This window comes from Bacillus sp. FSL M7-1345 (assembly GCF_038006985.1).
Taxonomy (GTDB): Bacteria; Bacillota; Bacilli; order Bacillales; family Bacillaceae_G; genus Bacillus_A; species Bacillus_A cereus_U.
Map to the genome: position 1 here is coordinate 32,501 of NZ_JBBOWG010000001.1, position 17,024 is coordinate 49,524.

The following is a 17,024-nucleotide window of genomic DNA, read 5'->3' on the forward strand; positions in this document are numbered from 1 at the left end:
CTCTGCGAAGCCGTAAGGCGAAGTATAGGGGCTGACACCTGCCCGGTGCTGGAAGGTTAAGGAGAGGGGTTAGCGTAAGCGAAGCTCTGAACTGAAGCCCCAGTAAACGGCGGCCGTAACTATAACGGTCCTAAGGTAGCGAAATTCCTTGTCGGGTAAGTTCCGACCCGCACGAAAGGTGTAACGATTTGGGCACTGTCTCAACCAGAGACTCGGTGAAATTATAGTACCTGTGAAGATGCAGGTTACCCGCGACAGGACGGAAAGACCCCGTGGAGCTTTACTGTAGCCTGATATTGAATTTTGGTACAGTTTGTACAGGATAGGCGGGAGCCATTGAAACCGGAGCGCTAGCTTCGGTGGAGGCGCTGGTGGGATACCGCCCTGACTGTATTGAAATTCTAACCTACGGGTCTTATCGACCCGGGAGACAGTGTCAGGTGGGCAGTTTGACTGGGGCGGTCGCCTCCTAAAGTGTAACGGAGGCGCCCAAAGGTTCCCTCAGAATGGTTGGAAATCATTCGTAGAGTGCAAAGGCATAAGGGAGCTTGACTGCGAGACCTACAAGTCGAGCAGGGACGAAAGTCGGGCTTAGTGATCCGGTGGTTCCGCATGGAAGGGCCATCGCTCAACGGATAAAAGCTACCCCGGGGATAACAGGCTTATCTCCCCCAAGAGTCCACATCGACGGGGAGGTTTGGCACCTCGATGTCGGCTCATCGCATCCTGGGGCTGTAGTCGGTCCCAAGGGTTGGGCTGTTCGCCCATTAAAGCGGTACGCGAGCTGGGTTCAGAACGTCGTGAGACAGTTCGGTCCCTATCCGTCGTGGGCGCAGGAAATTTGAGAGGAGCTGTCCTTAGTACGAGAGGACCGGGATGGACGCACCGCTGGTGTACCAGTTGTTCTGCCAAGGGCATAGCTGGGTAGCTATGTGCGGAAGGGATAAGTGCTGAAAGCATCTAAGCATGAAGCCCCCCTCAAGATGAGATTTCCCATAGCGTAAGCTAGTAAGATCCCTGAAAGATGATCAGGTTGATAGGTTCGAGGTGGAAGCATGGTGACATGTGGAGCTGACGAATACTAATAGATCGAGGACTTAACCATATAATATGAAGCAAATGTTATCTAGTTTTGAAGGAATATGCCTTCAATAGTTTGGTGATGATGGCAGAGAGGTCACACCCGTTCCCATACCGAACACGGAAGTTAAGCTCTCTAGCGCCGATGGTAGTTGGGACCTTGTCCCTGTGAGAGTAGGACGTCGCCAAGCAAGATAAAAACACAAGTCTTTTGACTTGTGTTTTTTTGTTTTTAAACAGTACACGAAAGAAGTAAAGGGAATACATAAGTAATACAAACACGTTGCCCAAGAATAAATCATATTATATAAGAAATTGATGTATATTTTCCGGAAATTTGTTAAGGAATAGAGGTATATAATATGTTTACTTAAAAAGGGAGGAAAGATTATGAAATTACCAAGTGAAATTTGCATCGTTTGTGAGACAAAAAGAGGAGAAGGAATATATGTATATAATAATTTAATATGTTATGAGTGCGAAAGAAATCTGGTGAATACTGAAACAAATGACCCGAAGTATATACATTATTTAACACAACTGCGAAAATTAGAAGTATCATATTTTTAAATAGGCATTATGCCTATTATTTTTTTTGCCCTAATATCTGTATAATAGATACAGAATGAATAATAAGGAAGAGATGTATATGAATCAAAATCGTATGCCTTTATATGAGGCGTTAATGGAATTTAAAGAAAGGCGACTACTATCTTTTCATGTTCCGGGTCATAAGAATGGTTTAAACTTCCCTAAGAAAGCTTCAGGGGGGTTTAAGGACATATTATCGATTGATGTAACAGAGTTAACAGGATTAGATGATTTACATAGTCCGTTTGAATGTATAGATGAAGCACAGCAATTATTAGCTGAAGTATATGGCGTGCACAAAAGTTATTTTTTAATTAATGGTTCAACAGTTGGAAATTTAGCAATGATTTTGTCTTGCTGCGGCGAACATGATATTGTCCTCGTACAAAGAAATTGTCATAAATCAATCATTAATGGTTTGAAATTAGCAGGGGCGAATCCGGTCTTTTTAAACCCATGGATTGATGAAGTACATAACGTACCAGTAGGTGTTCATGATGACATTATTAAGGAGGCAATTACAAAGTATCCAAATGCAAAAGCACTTATTTTAACACATCCTAATTACTATGGTATGGGAATTGATTTAGAGGCAAGTATCGCTTACGCACATGCACATAAAATTCCTGTTCTAGTAGATGAAGCCCATGGGGCACATTTTTGTATAGGGGACCCCTTCCCGAAGTCAGCATTAGTTTATGGTGCGGATATTGTGGTTCATTCCGCACATAAAACATTACCTGCGATGACAATGGGATCTTATTTACATATAAATAGCCGTTTGGTGAGCGAAGAAAAAGTTTCCTCCTATTTAAGTATGCTACAATCTAGTAGCCCATCGTATCCAATTATGGCTTCTCTTGATATAGCACGTTTTGCAATAGCAGTTATAAAGGAAGAGGGTCATGATGAAATTGTTGAGTTTTTACGCCGATTTAAAGAAGGCTTGCAATCTATCCCACAAATAGCCATCTTGCAATATCCATCGCAAGACGAATTAAAGGTTACGGTGCAAACTCGCTGTCAGTTATCGGGGTATGAATTACAGTCTGTATTTGAAAAGGTCGGTATATATACGGAAATGGCAGATCCATATAACGTCCTATTTATATTACCGTTACAAGTAAATGAGGGGTATATGAAAGCTATAGAGATAATTCGAGTAGCTTTGCAGCAATATAAGGTAAAAGACAAGACAGCATCAATTCGTTATACTTATAAAGGGGAAATTTCCCCTTTACCGTATACGTATAAACAATTAGAGAGATACGAAACGAAGTTAGTATCTCTAGAAGAAGCCGTTGGTATGATAGCGGCAGAAATGGTGATTCCGTATCCACCTGGAATTCCATTGATCATGTATGGAGAGAGAATTACTCAAGAACATACAAAGCAAATTACTCATTTAGAGAAAACAGGGGCTCGTTTTCAAGGTAGTACGAAATATATGAACGTGTATGATATAGAAAGTAGGTTTTAGGATGAAGGGATTATTTGTAACAATTGAAGGGCCAGAAGGTTCGGGTAAAACAACATTAATTAAAAGTTTATTACCATATTTTGAGCAAAAGGCACAAAAGGTAATGGCGACCAGGGAACCGGGTGGTATTGCAATTTCTGAAGATATTAGAACAATTTTACATAAACAAGAGTATACGATGATGGAGGCACGTACAGAGGCGCTCTTATATGCTGCTGCACGTAGACAACATTTAGTGGAAAAAGTTATGCCGGCACTTGAGGAAAACTATCTTGTACTATGTGATCGTTTTATAGATAGCTCTTTAGCGTATCAAGGGTATGCAAGAGGCTTAGGTATGGATAAAGTATTTGAAATTAATCGTTTCGCAACGGAAGATTGTATGCCTAGTTTAACAATCTATTTAGATATTGAGCCAGAGGTAGGTTTAGCACGAATTGAAAAAGATGCAGGACGTGAAGTAAATCGACTAGACATGGAAGATATCTCTTTCCATAAACGTGTGCGTGAAGGGTATTTACAAGTTGTAGAGCGTTTTTCTAATCGCATTGTATTAGTAAATGCTGATCAACCAATGAAAAAACTTATAGAAGAAGTTGTTCAGATTATAGAAGATAAATTGTTATAATAGAAGGAAAGAATGAAATAAGTGAGGTATGCAGTATGATAAATACGTGGGAGCAGCTTTCTGCTATACAGCCCATCGGTGTCAAAATGTTGATGAATAGCATTGCAAAAGAGCGTATATCCCACGCTTACTTGTTAGAGGGAGGGAAAGGGACTGGGAAGTTCGCCACAGCAATTCAAATGGCAAAAAGTTTCCTCTGTTCACAAAGAAATGGTGTAGAGCCTTGTCATGTATGTACGAATTGTCGCCGAATTGATTCAGGTAACTACCCAAACTTACATATTGTAAAACCAGATGGATTATCTATTAAAAAACAGCAAATTCACGATTTACAAGAAGAGTTTTCAAAAACAGGATTAGAAGCAAATAAAAAAGTATATATTATTGAGCATGCAGATCGTATGACAGCAAATGCAGCGAATACGCTTTTAAAGTTTTTAGAAGAACCAAGTAGTGATACAACAGCTATTTTACTTACTGAACAAAGTCATCAGATTTTAAATACAATTTTATCTCGTTGTCAAGTTGTTACATTTAGACCGTTGCCTACAAAATCTTTAATTAAGAGATTAGAGGAAGAGGGTATTACAGTTTCTTTATCTACACTTGCTGCGCAGCTTACAAACAGTTTTGAAGAAGCTTTATTAATGTGTAATGATGAATGGTTTGCACAAGCGAGAGCTTTAGTGATAAAATTATGTGAAGCGCTCGAAAAAGATAAGGCCTCTATTTTTTTTGTACAAGAAAAATGGGGGAAGCACTTTGGAGAGAAAGAACAATTACAGCAAGGCTTAGATATGTTACTCCTTATTTATAAGGATTTATTATATGTTCAACTTGGAGAAGAAGATCGTCTTGTTTTTCATGAGCAGAAAGAGATGTTTGAATCCTTTTCTTATGCTCAGAAGCGCATTGTATCAGCTCTCTTTAATATATTAGAGGCAAAAAATAGAATCAACGCTAATGTAAATGCGCAGCTTGTGTTCGAACAGTTAGTGTTGCGGTTGCAGGAGGGATGACCGTTTTGTATGATGTAGTAGGTGTTCGCTTTAAGAAGGCCGGAAAGGTATATTACTTTGATCCAAATCAGTTCGATATCTCAGAAAATGAGTTTGTAATTGTAGAAACGGTAAGAGGTATTGAATACGGAAAAGTAGTTATTACCAAAAAGCAAGTTGATGAAAACGACGTTGTATTACCGCTTAAAAAAGTTATTCGTATTGCAAATGAAAATGATCGTACCATTGTTGAAGAGAATAGGCATGCTGCGAAAGAAGCATATCAAGTTTGTCAACAAAAGGTAGGAGAACATAATCTTGATATGAAGCTTGTAGATGTAGAGTATACGTTCGATCGTAATAAGATTATTTTTTACTTTACTGCGGATGGTCGGATTGATTTCCGGGAACTAGTGAAAGACTTAGCGGCAATTTTTAGGACAAGAATTGAGCTGAGACAGATAGGTGTTCGTGACGAAGCAAAAATGCTTGGTGGTATTGGTCCATGTGGTCGTATGCTTTGTTGTTCTACTTTCTTAGGAGATTTTGAACCTGTATCCATTAAAATGGCAAAGGATCAAAATTTATCATTAAATCCTGCAAAAATCTCTGGTTTATGTGGTCGCTTAATGTGTTGCTTAAAATATGAGAATGATGAATATGAGGCAGCAAAGGAACAACTTCCTGATTTAGATCAACGTATACAAACACCGCAAGGTACTGGCCGTGTTATCGGATTAAATATTTTAGAAAGATTAATTCAAGTGGAACTAGTAGACAAGGAACGGATAGTAGAATATACGTTAGATGAATTAATTAATAAAGGGGTCGTTTCGAGTCAAACCACAGATTAATGAGGTGGGTGCTTGTGGAGAAAAAGGATATTTTTGCATCGGTTTCTAGTATGGAAGAGCAAATTGGACATTTATACAAACAGTTGGGAGAATTAAAACAACATCTTGCAGAATTATTGGAAGAAAACCAACATATAAAAATGGAAAATGAAAATTTGCGACATCGTTTTGAAGAAGTGCAGAACAAGGAAAAACAAAAAACTCAAAAACGCAAAGAAATGAAGGCGAAGACAGATATTGGTGAAGGCTACGATAACCTAGCGAGACTATATCAAGAAGGTTTTCATATTTGCAATCTACATTATGGAAGTGTACGTAAAGAGGGAGATTGTTTATTCTGTCTGTCATTTTTAAATAAAAAGTGAGATTACCTTTCCAATATAATTGGAAAGGTAATTTTTTATACATGAGGGTAGAATGAAATTTATTTTTACATTAATAGAGGATGAAATAGGGTAGGTTAAGTGTAAGAAAGGGAGCAATATATGAATTTATATGAAGATGAGCGTTTAGATTACTTATTAGCGCAAGATATGAAGATTGTACAAAGTCCATCAGTATTTAATTTTTCTTTGGATGCCGTTTTACTTGCAGATTTTGCTTGGGTGCCAATTCAAAAAGGTAATTTACTTGATTTGTGTACAGGTAACGCAGTTATCCCTCTTTTATTAAGTACAAGGACAAAAGGGAAAATTACAGGTGTAGAAATCCAAGAGCGCTTATATGATATGGGAATAAGAAGCGTTCAATACAATAATTTAGAAGAAAGAATTCATTTAATCCATGGAGATTTGAAAGATATGCCGGAGAAACTTGGACGTCATCAATATGATGTTGTAACATGTAATCCTCCCTATTTTCAAACACCACAAACTTCTGAGAAGAATATCAATGAACATTTAGCGATAGCTCGTCATGAAATTATGTGCACATTAGAGGATGTTGTATATGCAAGTAGCCAGTTAGTGAAACAGGGTGGGAAAGTAGCATTTGTACATCGTCCAGGTCGTTTACTCGACATCGTCACATTAATGCGTAAATACAAAATCGAACCGAAACGTGTGCGATTTGTTTATCCTAAGGCTGGTAAAGAAGCGAATACATTGTTAATTGAAGGAATTAAGGATGGGAATGCAGATTTAAAAATCTTACCACCTCTTTTTGTATATGAAGAAAACAACGAATATACAAAGGAGCTTCGTTCAATTTTATATGGAGAAGAATAAGCATTGTTTTTATGTGGTGGAGTGTTCTGATGGAAGTTATTATGCTGGATATACAAATCATATAGAAAAACGGATTCAGACCCATAATAGTGGAAAAGGTGCTAGATATACCCGCGCTAGGCTTCCAGTTGGTTTAAAATATGTAGAGGATCATGAGGATAAACGAACGGCTATGCAAGCTGAATATCACTTTAAACAGTTAACGAGGAAACAAAAAGAAGAATATATGCAAAAAGGAGAACGCTATGTGGCAGCAAAAAAGCTTTCAGCAAAATGAAAAGGGAGTTTTATATTTAGTACCGACTCCAATCGGAAATTTAGAGGATATGACATTTCGTGCAATCCGAATTTTAAAAGAGGCAGACATTATTGCTGCGGAAGATACAAGGCAAACGAAGAAACTTTGTAATTACTTTGAAATTGAAACACCAGTTATGAGTTATCATGAGCATAATAAAGGAGTAAGTGGACGGAAAATTTTAGATAAGTTAGAAGAAGGTAAGACTGTAGCCATTGTGAGCGATGCTGGTATGCCATGTATTTCAGATCCTGGTTATGATATCGTTGTAGAGGCTGTAGCAGAACAATATCATGTTATTCCGCTTCCTGGGGCAAATGCGGCTCTTACAGCATTAATTGCATCAGGACTTGAGACAAAACATTTTTATTTCTATGGTTTCCTGCAAAGAAATAAAAAGGGACGTAAGCTTGAATTAGAAAAACTACGCTATATTCCAACTACAATGATGTTTTACGAGGCACCGCATCGTTTAGATGACACTTTAATCTCTATGCAAGAAGTATTAGGAAATAGGGAAATCGTATTATGTCGTGAGCTAACGAAAAAATTTGAAGAGTTTATTCGTGGAACAATTGAAGAAGCGATTGAGTGGACGAAGCAAAATGAAGTTCGTGGTGAGTTTTGTATTTTAGTAGCAGGTTCAACAGAAGAACCTACTCAAGAAGAACAATGGTGGGAAGCTATTTCAGTATATAATCATATTGAACATTATATAAATGAAAAAGGTATGAATTCAAAAGAAGCGATTAAAACAGTTGCTAAAGACCGAGATTTGTCGAAACGTGATGTATATCAAATCTATCATGTTGATAAAAAATAAGCTTCTCATAATTGAGAAGCTTATTTTGCTGTTTCGATATAATCTTGAAGTTCGTTTAAGACCTGTTCAGCGCCTTCTTTACTTAAGATAATTTTACCTTCAGCTAAAGATAGGTTACCATCAGATACTTCACCAGTTACTTGGCAAGTCATGTTTGGTTTATATTTCTTTAAGATGATTTTTTCTTCATCCACGTAGATTTCAAGAGCATCCTTTTCTGCAATACCTAAAGTACGGCGTAATTCGATTGGAATTACTACACGACCTAATTCATCAACTTTACGAACGATACCAGTAGATTTCATAATTCTTTTCCTCCTAAATAAATAGTTTATAAGTTTCGAGTCTATTTTTTGATTCGTCATTTTTCGACAAAATACCCTATGGACATATGATACCAATCATTTACATTTCCGTCAATTCTTAAATTCTATATTTTTAAAAAAGATTTATAGATTTTTATACTTCTTATATATAATAGAATGTGAGTCATTTCTATAATTGTTTCGTATTATTTTTTATAATATTTATACTTTTCGGAAAAAATATTGTATATTTTTTTTGAATATGAGTAATAGATGATAAAGATATCGAGCATTAACTCGTTTTTATATGTGAGTTTTTGATATACTGTTTATAAATACATATGAGGTTATTCGGGAGGTCCAAAACGATGAAAGAGGAAAATAAGTCCTTTTATATTACTACCCCAATTTATTATCCAAGTGGAAAGTTACACATTGGACATGCTTATACGACAGTAGCAGGAGATGCGATGGCACGATATAAGCGTATGCAAGGATACAATGTTCATTATTTAACAGGAACTGATGAGCATGGACAGAAGATCCAAAAGAAAGCAGAAGAACTAAATGTTACACCACAAGCATATGTGGATAACATTGTATCAGGGATTAAAGAACTTTGGGAGAAGATGGATATCTCTTATGATGATTTTATTCGTACAACTGAAGATCGTCATAAAGATGTTGTTGAGAAAATCTTCAAGCAGCTAGTAGATCAAGGTGATATTTATCTTGATGAATATGAAGGTTGGTATTCTGTACAAGATGAAACATTCTATACAGCGCATCAATTAGTAGATCCAATTATGGAAGGTGACAAAGTAGTTGGTGGGAAAAGCCCAGATAGTGGTCACGCTGTAGAACTTGTTCGCGAAGAATCGTATTTCTTTAGAATGGGTAAATATGTAGACCGACTATTAAAGTTCTATGAAGATAACCCTCATTTCATTCAGCCGGAGTCCCGTAAAAATGAAATGATTAATAACTTCATTAAACCAGGATTAGAAGATTTAGCTGTTTCTCGTACTTCATTTGACTGGGGAGTTCGTGTTCCAGGTAACCCAAAACACGTTATTTACGTATGGGTAGATGCGTTGTCTAATTACATTACTGCATTAGGATATGGAACAGAAAATGAAGAGAAGTATAAAAAATTCTGGCCAGCAGATGTCCATTTAGTTGGGAAAGAAATCGTTCGTTTCCATACAATTTATTGGCCAATTATTTTAATGGCTTTAGATTTACCACTTCCGAAGAAAGTCTTTGCTCATGGCTGGATTTTAATGAAGGATGGAAAAATGAGTAAGTCAAAAGGAAACGTAGTAGATCCAGTTACACTAATTGATCGTTACGGATTAGATGCATTGCGTTACTACTTACTTCGTGAAGTTCCATTTGGATCTGATGGAGTATTCACACCAGAAGGATTTGTTGAACGAATCAACTTTGATTTAGCGAATGATTTAGGGAACTTATTAAATCGTACAGTAGCTATGATTGATAAATACTTTAATGGGGAAATCCCTGCATTTAAAGCAAATGTAACTGAGTTCGATGAAACGCTAGTGACATTTGCCAAAGATACATTGAAAAAAGTAGAAGAGGCAATGGAGAATATGGAGTTCTCTGTAGCGTTAAGTTCCATTTGGCAATTAGTTAGCCGTACGAACAAATATATTGATGAAACGCAGCCATGGGTATTAGCGAAGGATGAGAATGATCGTGAAAAACTTGCGTCTGTAATGGCCCACTTAGCTGAGGTACTTCGTCAAACAGGTATTATGCTTATGCCATTCCTAACAGTAGCACCAAGTAAGATGTTTGCTCAACTTGGGCTTACTGAAGAGGCGCATAAATCTTGGGAAAGCCTATCTACAATTGGATGTATTCCAGCTGGAACAAAAGTAGAAAAAGGAAACCCTATTTTCCCTCGTTTGGAAATGGAAGTAGAAGTGGGGTATATTAAAGAACAAATGCAAGGTTCTGCTCCTAAAGTAGAAGAGAAAAAAGCAGAAGAACCAAAGGCAGAAGAAATTACAATTGATGATTTCTTTAAAGTAGAATTACGAGTAGCTGAAGTAATATCTGCTGAACCTGTGAAAAAAGCAGATAAGTTGTTAAAAATTCAGCTTGATTTAGGTACAGAGAAGCGTCAAGTGGTTTCTGGGATTGCTAAATTCTATTCCCCAGAAGAACTAAAAGGTAAAAAGGTTATTTGTGTAACGAATTTAAAACCTGTAAAATTACGTGGTGAATTATCACAAGGTATGATTTTAGCAGGTGAAGAGAATGGCGTATTGTCATTAGCATCAATTGACCAAAATTTACCAAACGGTACAAAAATCAAGTAATTGAGACAAGAAAAGAGATGTTTCACGTGTAACATTGGTGAAGCGTCTTTTTTCTTTTTACATTCCCTTTTTTTGCATTAAAATTGTAGTATTGTTATCGTTAAGTTAGAAAGAGCGTAGTTTTCTATGAGAGAATTGATTTCAATATAAAAGGAGCTATTTATTATGTTGTTTGATACACATTCACATTTAAATGCAGAGCAATTTGAAGAAGATTTACAAGAAGTTATCGCGAGGATGAAAGAAGCGGGAGTTACCTATACAGTTGTTGTTGGATTTGATGAAGTAACGATAAAGAAAGCAATTGAATTAGCGGAGGCTTATGATTTTATTTACGCTGCAGTTGGATGGCATCCCGTTGATGCAATCGACATGAATGAAGAACATTTAGCTTGGTTAGAAGAATTAGCTGCTCACCCTAAAGTAGTTGCCATTGGAGAAATGGGATTAGATTATCACTGGGATAAGTCTCCAAAAGAAATACAGAAGGAAGTATTCCGTAAACAAATTGCATTAGCAAAAAAGGTGAAATTACCGATTATTATACATAACCGCGATGCAACTCAAGATATTGTTGATATCCTAGAGGAAGAGAATGCAGCTGAAGTAGGAGGCATTATGCATTGCTTTAGCGGTAGTGTAGAAGTAGCGCAGCGATGTGTCGATATGAACTTTTTAATTTCATTAGGTGGGCCAGTAACATTTAAAAATGCCAAGAAACCGAAAGAAGTTGCTATGGAGATTCCGTTAGAAAAATTATTGATAGAGACAGATTGTCCATATTTAACACCACACCCATTTCGAGGGAAACGAAATGAACCGAGTTATGTAAAACTGGTAGCAGAAGAAATTGCGAATTTAAAAGGAATTTCTTATGAGGAAGTAGCACAAACAACAACAAAGAATGCCAAAGCCTTATTTGGTGTTGAATAAAAAAGAATGGGGAGTCCCATTCTTTTTTTGTTTTTTGAGAAGAGAGATAATAGAAATGATAAGAACCCACTATTTACTCATAACATAAGTGTAGAAATATTGCGGATAAATTAAGATAGAGATAGAAGTGTTACAATAAGGGGAGTGAACAAAGATTTTTCTCTTCTACTTTTTAAAATGTAAGATTGGGAAAATAATAATGGAAAAGTCGTCATTTTTTTGTTTTACTAAGTAGAGATGAAACGAGTGTGGAGGCAAGCATGAAAATTAAAGAGATTATCGTTGTAGAAGGTAAAGATGATACAGTTGCGATTAAACGTGCTGTTGATGGAGATACAATCGAAACGAACGGTTCAGCAATCGGTGATCATGTTATTGAGCGAGTGAAATTAGCGCAGCAAAAACGAGGCGTTATTATTTTCACAGATCCAGATTATCCTGGAGAGCGTATTCGAAAGATTATTTCTGACAAGGTTCCTGGATGTAAGCATGCTTTTTTACCGAAGGAAGAAGCACTTGCGAAAAGGAAGAAAGGCGTTGGAATCGAACATGCTTCTAATGAGTCGATTCGCCGTGCTTTAGAGAATATACATGAAGAAATGGAAGCTTACACAAGTGAAATTAGTTGGAGTGATCTAGTCGATGCGGGCTTAGTGGGCGGAGAAATGGCAAAGAGTCGCAGAGAAAGAGTGGGTAAGCTATTAAAGATTGGTTATACAAACGCAAAACAGTTACATAAACGTTTACAAATGTTTCAAGTTTCAAAGGAATCATTTGCAGAAGCTTATAAGCAAGTAATACAGGAGGAAAAAAAATGAAGGATATCGCAACACCAAATCGTACGAAAGACATTGTTGAAAAGTATGGATTTTCATTCAAAAAAAGTTTAGGACAAAATTTTTTAATTGATACAAATGTATTAAATCGTATCGTTGATCACGCAGAAATCGGTTCAGAAAGTGGCGCAATTGAAATTGGACCAGGTATCGGTGCGTTAACAGAGCAATTGGCGAAGCGTGCTAAAAAAGTAGTGGCTTTTGAAATTGATCAGAGATTATTACCAATTTTAGACGAGACGTTAGCTCCATATAGCAACGTTACAGTTATAAATAAAGATGTACTAAAAGCAGATGTACATGAAGTGTTTAGTGAGCAATTTGAAGAAGGGCAAGATGTAATGGTAGTAGCTAACTTACCATACTATATTACAACGCCAATTTTATTTAAATTGCTTGAAGAAAAATTACCGGTTCGTGGATTTGTTGTTATGATGCAAAAAGAAGTTGGGGATCGTTTAGCTGCTAAACCAGGAACGAAAGAGTATGGTTCTTTATCAATTGCCATTCAGTATTATACAGAGGTAGAAACAGTTATGACTGTACCGCGTACAGTGTTTGTGCCACAACCAAATGTTGATTCTGCGATTATCCGTCTTCTAAAGCGTCCTAAACCAGTTGTAGAAGTGACAGATGAAACTTTCTTCTTTGAAGTAGTACGAGCAAGTTTCGCACAGCGTCGTAAAACTTTAATGAATAACTTATCAAATAATTTAAATGGTTTCCCGAAAGATAAAGAGCTGTTGGATCGAATTTTAACAGAGGTAGGAATTGATCCGAAGCGAAGAGGCGAAACGCTATCTATCGAAGAGTTTGCAACATTAAGTAATGCATTAATTCTTCATAAATTGTCATAAGAATATGAAAGGGACAGTTCAACTTGAGCTGTCCCTTTTGTCACCTTTCCTTTCCTAAATTCATACTTTAAAAACAGGTAAGATGGCCTAACGAGTTTGGAGGTAGGAGAATGGCTTTACATGTTGGAGAATTAGTTGAACGATATTCTCATAATAGGGATATTCTTTTTCGTATTATAGAAATAAAAGGCGATATGGCAATATTATTTGGAGAGGAAATTAGACTTGTGGCGGATGCACCACTTGCAGATTTAGTTAGTATAGATCAACGAGAACATAAAAATAGAGTGAAGCGTGAAAAAGAAACGATGGAGCGTACTTACCGGTTGTTTCAGCAAGATTACGTGTTGATGAAACAAAGACATGAACATAATTCAACTGGTGGATATACAAGTGAAGTGAATTATTTTCAAATGCCAGGGCGTGTATTGCATATAGATGGAGATCCTTTATATTTGCGCAAGTGCTTAGATTTATATAATAAAATAGGCGTTCCTGTTCAAGGTATTCATTGTAAGGAAACGGAGATGCATGAAAAGGTAGTAGACTTAATAGATCATTTTCGCCCAGACATTTTAGTTATTACAGGACATGATGCCTATACAAAGTCAAAAGGAGTTATGGGAGATTTGGCAGCATATAGACATTCTAGACATTTTGTACAGGCTGTTCGAGAAGTGCGGAAAAAGTATCCATCATTAGATCAACTCGTTATTTTTGCTGGGGCTTGTCAATCACACTTTGAGGCGTTGATTCGAGCAGGTGCTAATTTTGCTAGTTCACCGTCTAGAATTAATATTCATGCTCTAGATCCGGTATATGTAGTTGGCAAAGTTAGTTTCACCTCATTTATGGAAAGAGTCAATGTATGGGACGTTGTGCGTAATACAATTACTGGTGAAAAGGGACTAGGAGGAATTGAAACAAGAGGGATTTTACGAACGGGATTACCCTTTCAACATTATGATGAATGAGCAAGGTACATACGTATCTTGCTTTTTTATGTGGAAATGATTTAAATGAATCTGGATAAAAAGCGACAAGAATGTGCAGACTATACAATGATACTTGTACAATATAGTATTTCTTCTATCTATTCGAACGCATGATGCTTTTATAATGATATTGTCTGTAAATTGCGGTTAATAATTGGGATAGATATATCGTGTTTTAAGTGTTCAATCTAAATTACAGCGAGGTGTAGCAAGGTATATGTCAAAACGTTTAGATGAAATTAAAAGCGAATTAGATCACCATCTTGGACAGCGACTTGTGTTAAAGGCAAATAGCGGAAGAAGAAAAACTGTGGAGCAATCGGGTGTACTTGCAGAAACGTATCGTTCTGTGTTTGTTGTCCAGTTAGATCAGCAAGAAGATGCATTGCAACGTGTATCTTATAGTTATGCAGATGTTTTAACAGAGACAGTAGAGTTAACATTTTACGATGAACCTCATAATGAAGCATTTTATAATTAATGTGTTACTTGTTACATATATTCCCACAAATGAAAAGCTATATTATTTTGCATACTAATTATACCGTAGCAAAATAAGGAGGGACTCTGCATTGAGTAGACGAAGAGGAGTCATGTCAAATCAATTTAAAGAAGAGCTTGCAAAAGAGCTTGGCTTTTATGATGTTGTTCAGAAAGAAGGATGGGGCGGAATTCGTGCGAAAGATGCTGGTAATATGGTGAAACGTGCTATAGAAATTGCAGAACAGCAATTAATGAAGCAAAACCAGTAGTTGTAAGATACTTTCTATGCTGCGGTAGCCGAGGAGAGATTCCTCGGCTTTTTGCACGCTAAAAGGTGCCATCATTTGACATAAGTAGTTTCATTCTGAATGCTTTTCGTTATAATTAGGGAAGTTTCATCGTCTTACTATAAATTTATGGTAAAATAAACGATAAAAGATTGAGTACATAGAGTGGGTGAATAGATTGAAGCTACTAGTGAAAGCACCAGCAAAGATTAATCTGTCGTTAGATGTACTGGGAAAAAGACAAGATGGATATCATGAAGTGAAAATGATTATGACAACAATCGACTTAGCAGATCGTTTAGAGCTAATGGAATTAGCAGAAGACCGTATTGAAATTTTGTCCCATAATCGGTATGTCCCAGACGACCAACGCAACTTAGCTTATCAAGCAGCGAAATTATTAAAAGAGAAGTTTAATGTGAAAAAAGGTGTATCTATTACTATTGAAAAAACGATTCCAGTAGCAGCTGGATTAGCAGGTGGAAGTAGTGATGCAGCAGCGACATTACGCGGCCTTAATAAGTTATGGGATTTAGGGCTTACAATTAAGGAATTAGCAGAGCTTGGCGCAGAAATTGGATCAGATGTATCGTTCTGTGTATATGGCGGAACTGCAATTGCCACTGGAAGAGGAGAAAAAATTGAACATATAAAGACTCCACCTTCTTGTTGGGTTATTTTAGCAAAGCCCCACATCGGTGTATCTACTGCTGATGTGTATGGAAATTTAAAATTAAATCGTGTTACACATCCAAATGTAGATAAAATGGTTGAAGTTATTAATGACGGGGACTATAAAGGAATTTGTGATACTGTTGGCAATATTTTAGAAGATGTGACGTTTGTGATGCATCCTGAGGTTGCACGTATTAAGGCGCAGATGAAACGATTCGGTGCGGATGCCGTATTAATGAGTGGAAGTGGCCCAACTGTATTTGGTCTTGTACACCATGATTCGCGAATGCATCGTATATATAACGGTTTAAAAGGATTTTGCGAACAAGTATATGCAGTTCGTTTATTAGGAGAGCGAGAAACGCTTGAATAAAGACGTATAATACGTTATGATTTGTTTAGAATATTCGTGATTTGAGGTGAGAGTATGAAAATTAGACGAAGTACAAGATTGGTCGATCTGACTTATTACTTGCTACAAAATCCTCGTCAGCTAGTTTCCCTCACTTTTTTTGCTGAAAGGTATCAATCGGCTAAATCTTCCATTAGTGAAGATCTAGTTATTATTAAGCAAACGTTTGAACAACAAGGGGTCGGCACATTGCAAACGATACCAGGAGCAGCAGGAGGAGTGAAATATATTCCCTATATAAGTGAAGAAGAGGCGAATCTGATTATTAATGAGCTTTGTAGCTTATTTGAAAAACCAGACCGTATTTTGCCTGGCGGTTACTTATATATGACGGATCTTTTAAGTAATCCTCGCCAAATTAATGGTGCAGGTCGTTTATTTGCTTCTGTTTTTGCTAGGCAACCAATTGATGCGGTTATGACGGTAGCGACAAAAGGAATTCCGCTTGCTTATGCAGTAGCGAACTACTTAGATGTACCGGTAGTAATTGCGAGAAAAGATAATAAGGTAACAGAAGGACCCACTGTTAGTATTAACTATGTATCAGGTTCCTCTAAGCGAATCCAAACGATGACTTTAGCAAAGCGTAGCCTTCCAGAAGGATCCAATGTTTTAATTATTGATGACTTTATGAAAGCTGGCGGAACCATTCAAGGCATGATGAGCATGCTAGAAGAGTTTAAAGCTAATGTTGTTGGAATTGGCGTATTAGTAGAGTCCACGGATATTGAAGAAAGACTTATTAATAACTTTGTATCATTAATTCGTCTGTCAGAAGTTGATGTGAAAGAAAAAGCGATTCAAGTGGAAAAGGGAAATTATTCACTTGCACCATTTGATAAAGGGCTTGTAGAGGCTGAGTAAAAAGGTAAAGCAGATAGCTTTACCTTTTTTTATTCCTATTTATAAATT

19 protein-coding genes and 2 rRNA genes (1 of these 21 cut by a window edge) are annotated in these 17,024 nt (G+C 36.8%); 20 read left to right on the forward strand and 1 reads right to left on the reverse strand.

Annotated features, from left to right (window positions below; all coding sequences use genetic code 11):
- The 11 genes from MHB76_RS00165 to rsmI all read left to right on the forward strand — a co-directional run.
- Positions 1 to 1,105, forward strand: a 23S ribosomal RNA gene (locus tag MHB76_RS00165) (it extends 1,817 nt beyond the left edge of the window).
- A gap of 50 nt (positions 1,106 to 1,155) precedes the next feature.
- Positions 1,156 to 1,271: ribosomal RNA gene (gene rrf, locus MHB76_RS00170) — 5S ribosomal RNA — on the forward strand.
- A gap of 199 nt (positions 1,272 to 1,470) precedes the next feature.
- Positions 1,471 to 1,650, forward strand: coding sequence for a sigma factor G inhibitor Gin (locus MHB76_RS00175; RefSeq protein WP_002159645.1), 180 nt, complete (start codon positions 1,471 to 1,473; stop codon positions 1,648 to 1,650).
- 79 nt (positions 1,651 to 1,729) lie between these two features.
- The gene (locus MHB76_RS00180) at positions 1,730 to 3,151 is read left to right on the forward strand and encodes an aminotransferase class I/II-fold pyridoxal phosphate-dependent enzyme (RefSeq protein ID WP_078173488.1); all 1,422 of its coding nucleotides are present in this window, start codon (positions 1,730 to 1,732) and stop codon (positions 3,149 to 3,151) included.
- A 1-nt stretch (position 3,152) separates the two neighbouring features.
- The gene (gene tmk / locus MHB76_RS00185; protein WP_002107283.1) at positions 3,153 to 3,779 is read left to right on the forward strand and encodes a dTMP kinase; all 627 of its coding nucleotides are present in this window, start codon (positions 3,153 to 3,155) and stop codon (positions 3,777 to 3,779) included.
- A 35-nt stretch (positions 3,780 to 3,814) separates the two neighbouring features.
- The gene (gene holB, locus MHB76_RS00190) at positions 3,815 to 4,798 is read left to right on the forward strand and encodes a DNA polymerase III subunit delta' (protein ID WP_002159641.1); all 984 of its coding nucleotides are present in this window, start codon (positions 3,815 to 3,817) and stop codon (positions 4,796 to 4,798) included.
- A gap of 5 nt (positions 4,799 to 4,803) precedes the next feature.
- Positions 4,804 to 5,631, forward strand: coding sequence for a PSP1 domain-containing protein (locus MHB76_RS00195; RefSeq protein ID WP_002144546.1), 828 nt, complete (start codon positions 4,804 to 4,806; stop codon positions 5,629 to 5,631).
- Positions 5,632 to 5,645: 14 nt separating this feature from the next.
- The gene (yabA, locus tag MHB76_RS00200; protein ID WP_002009639.1) at positions 5,646 to 5,996 is read left to right on the forward strand and encodes a DNA replication initiation control protein YabA; all 351 of its coding nucleotides are present in this window, start codon (positions 5,646 to 5,648) and stop codon (positions 5,994 to 5,996) included.
- A 120-nt stretch (positions 5,997 to 6,116) separates the two neighbouring features.
- Positions 6,117 to 6,857, forward strand: a complete 741-nt coding sequence (locus MHB76_RS00205; RefSeq protein ID WP_016106811.1) for a tRNA1(Val) (adenine(37)-N6)-methyltransferase — start codon at positions 6,117 to 6,119, stop codon at positions 6,855 to 6,857.
- Entirely contained in the window at positions 6,844 to 7,134 is a 291-nt protein-coding gene (locus MHB76_RS00210) for a GIY-YIG nuclease family protein (RefSeq protein WP_002107287.1), read from the forward strand. The genes MHB76_RS00205 and MHB76_RS00210 overlap by 14 nt, the downstream gene beginning before the upstream one ends.
- Positions 7,103 to 7,978 carry a 16S rRNA (cytidine(1402)-2'-O)-methyltransferase gene (rsmI, locus tag MHB76_RS00215; RefSeq protein ID WP_002159640.1) on the forward strand — a complete coding sequence of 292 codons (876 nt, stop codon included), beginning with the start codon at positions 7,103 to 7,105 and terminating at the stop codon, positions 7,976 to 7,978. Before MHB76_RS00210 ends, rsmI begins: the two co-directional genes overlap by 32 nt.
- A 20-nt stretch (positions 7,979 to 7,998) precedes the next feature.
- On the opposite strand, the gene MHB76_RS00220 is transcribed toward rsmI, so the two are convergent.
- A complete protein-coding gene (locus MHB76_RS00220; RefSeq protein WP_002063374.1) occupies positions 7,999 to 8,283 on the reverse strand; it encodes an AbrB/MazE/SpoVT family DNA-binding domain-containing protein in 285 nt (94 codons plus the stop codon).
- 368 nt (positions 8,284 to 8,651) lie between these two features.
- Between MHB76_RS00220 and metG the strand changes: the two genes are divergently transcribed.
- From metG to purR, 9 genes are all read left to right on the forward strand, one after another.
- On the forward strand, positions 8,652 to 10,634 hold the full coding sequence (gene metG, locus MHB76_RS00225; protein ID WP_002029324.1) for a methionine--tRNA ligase: 1,983 nt from the start codon (positions 8,652 to 8,654) through the stop codon (positions 10,632 to 10,634).
- A gap of 165 nt (positions 10,635 to 10,799) precedes the next feature.
- Positions 10,800 to 11,567: a TatD family hydrolase gene (locus MHB76_RS00230; protein ID WP_002159638.1), complete on the forward strand. Its 768-nt coding sequence runs from the start codon at positions 10,800 to 10,802 to the stop codon at positions 11,565 to 11,567.
- Positions 11,568 to 11,827: 260 nt separating this feature from the next.
- Entirely contained in the window at positions 11,828 to 12,385 is a 558-nt protein-coding gene (gene rnmV / locus MHB76_RS00235) for a ribonuclease M5 (RefSeq protein WP_002159637.1), read from the forward strand.
- Positions 12,382 to 13,260, forward strand: a complete 879-nt coding sequence (gene rsmA / locus MHB76_RS00240) for a 16S rRNA (adenine(1518)-N(6)/adenine(1519)-N(6))-dimethyltransferase RsmA (protein WP_002091590.1) — start codon at positions 12,382 to 12,384, stop codon at positions 13,258 to 13,260. Before rnmV ends, rsmA begins: the two co-directional genes overlap by 4 nt.
- A 110-nt stretch (positions 13,261 to 13,370) precedes the next feature.
- Entirely contained in the window at positions 13,371 to 14,234 is an 864-nt protein-coding gene (gene yabG, locus MHB76_RS00245; protein WP_002107293.1) for a sporulation peptidase YabG, read from the forward strand.
- 238 nt (positions 14,235 to 14,472) lie between these two features.
- Complete coding sequence (gene veg, locus MHB76_RS00250) at positions 14,473 to 14,736, forward strand: biofilm formation stimulator Veg (protein ID WP_002107294.1); 264 nt, start codon at positions 14,473 to 14,475, stop codon at positions 14,734 to 14,736.
- Between the two features lie 91 nt (positions 14,737 to 14,827).
- Positions 14,828 to 15,007, forward strand: coding sequence for an acid-soluble spore protein SspF (sspF, locus tag MHB76_RS00255; RefSeq protein ID WP_001985066.1), 180 nt, complete (start codon positions 14,828 to 14,830; stop codon positions 15,005 to 15,007).
- A 196-nt stretch (positions 15,008 to 15,203) separates the two neighbouring features.
- Entirely contained in the window at positions 15,204 to 16,073 is an 870-nt protein-coding gene (ispE, locus tag MHB76_RS00260) for a 4-(cytidine 5'-diphospho)-2-C-methyl-D-erythritol kinase (RefSeq protein ID WP_131232837.1), read from the forward strand.
- A gap of 54 nt (positions 16,074 to 16,127) precedes the next feature.
- Positions 16,128 to 16,976, forward strand: a complete 849-nt coding sequence (gene purR / locus MHB76_RS00265) for a pur operon repressor (protein ID WP_002159635.1) — start codon at positions 16,128 to 16,130, stop codon at positions 16,974 to 16,976.
- Positions 16,977 to 17,024: the final 48 nt, after the last annotated feature.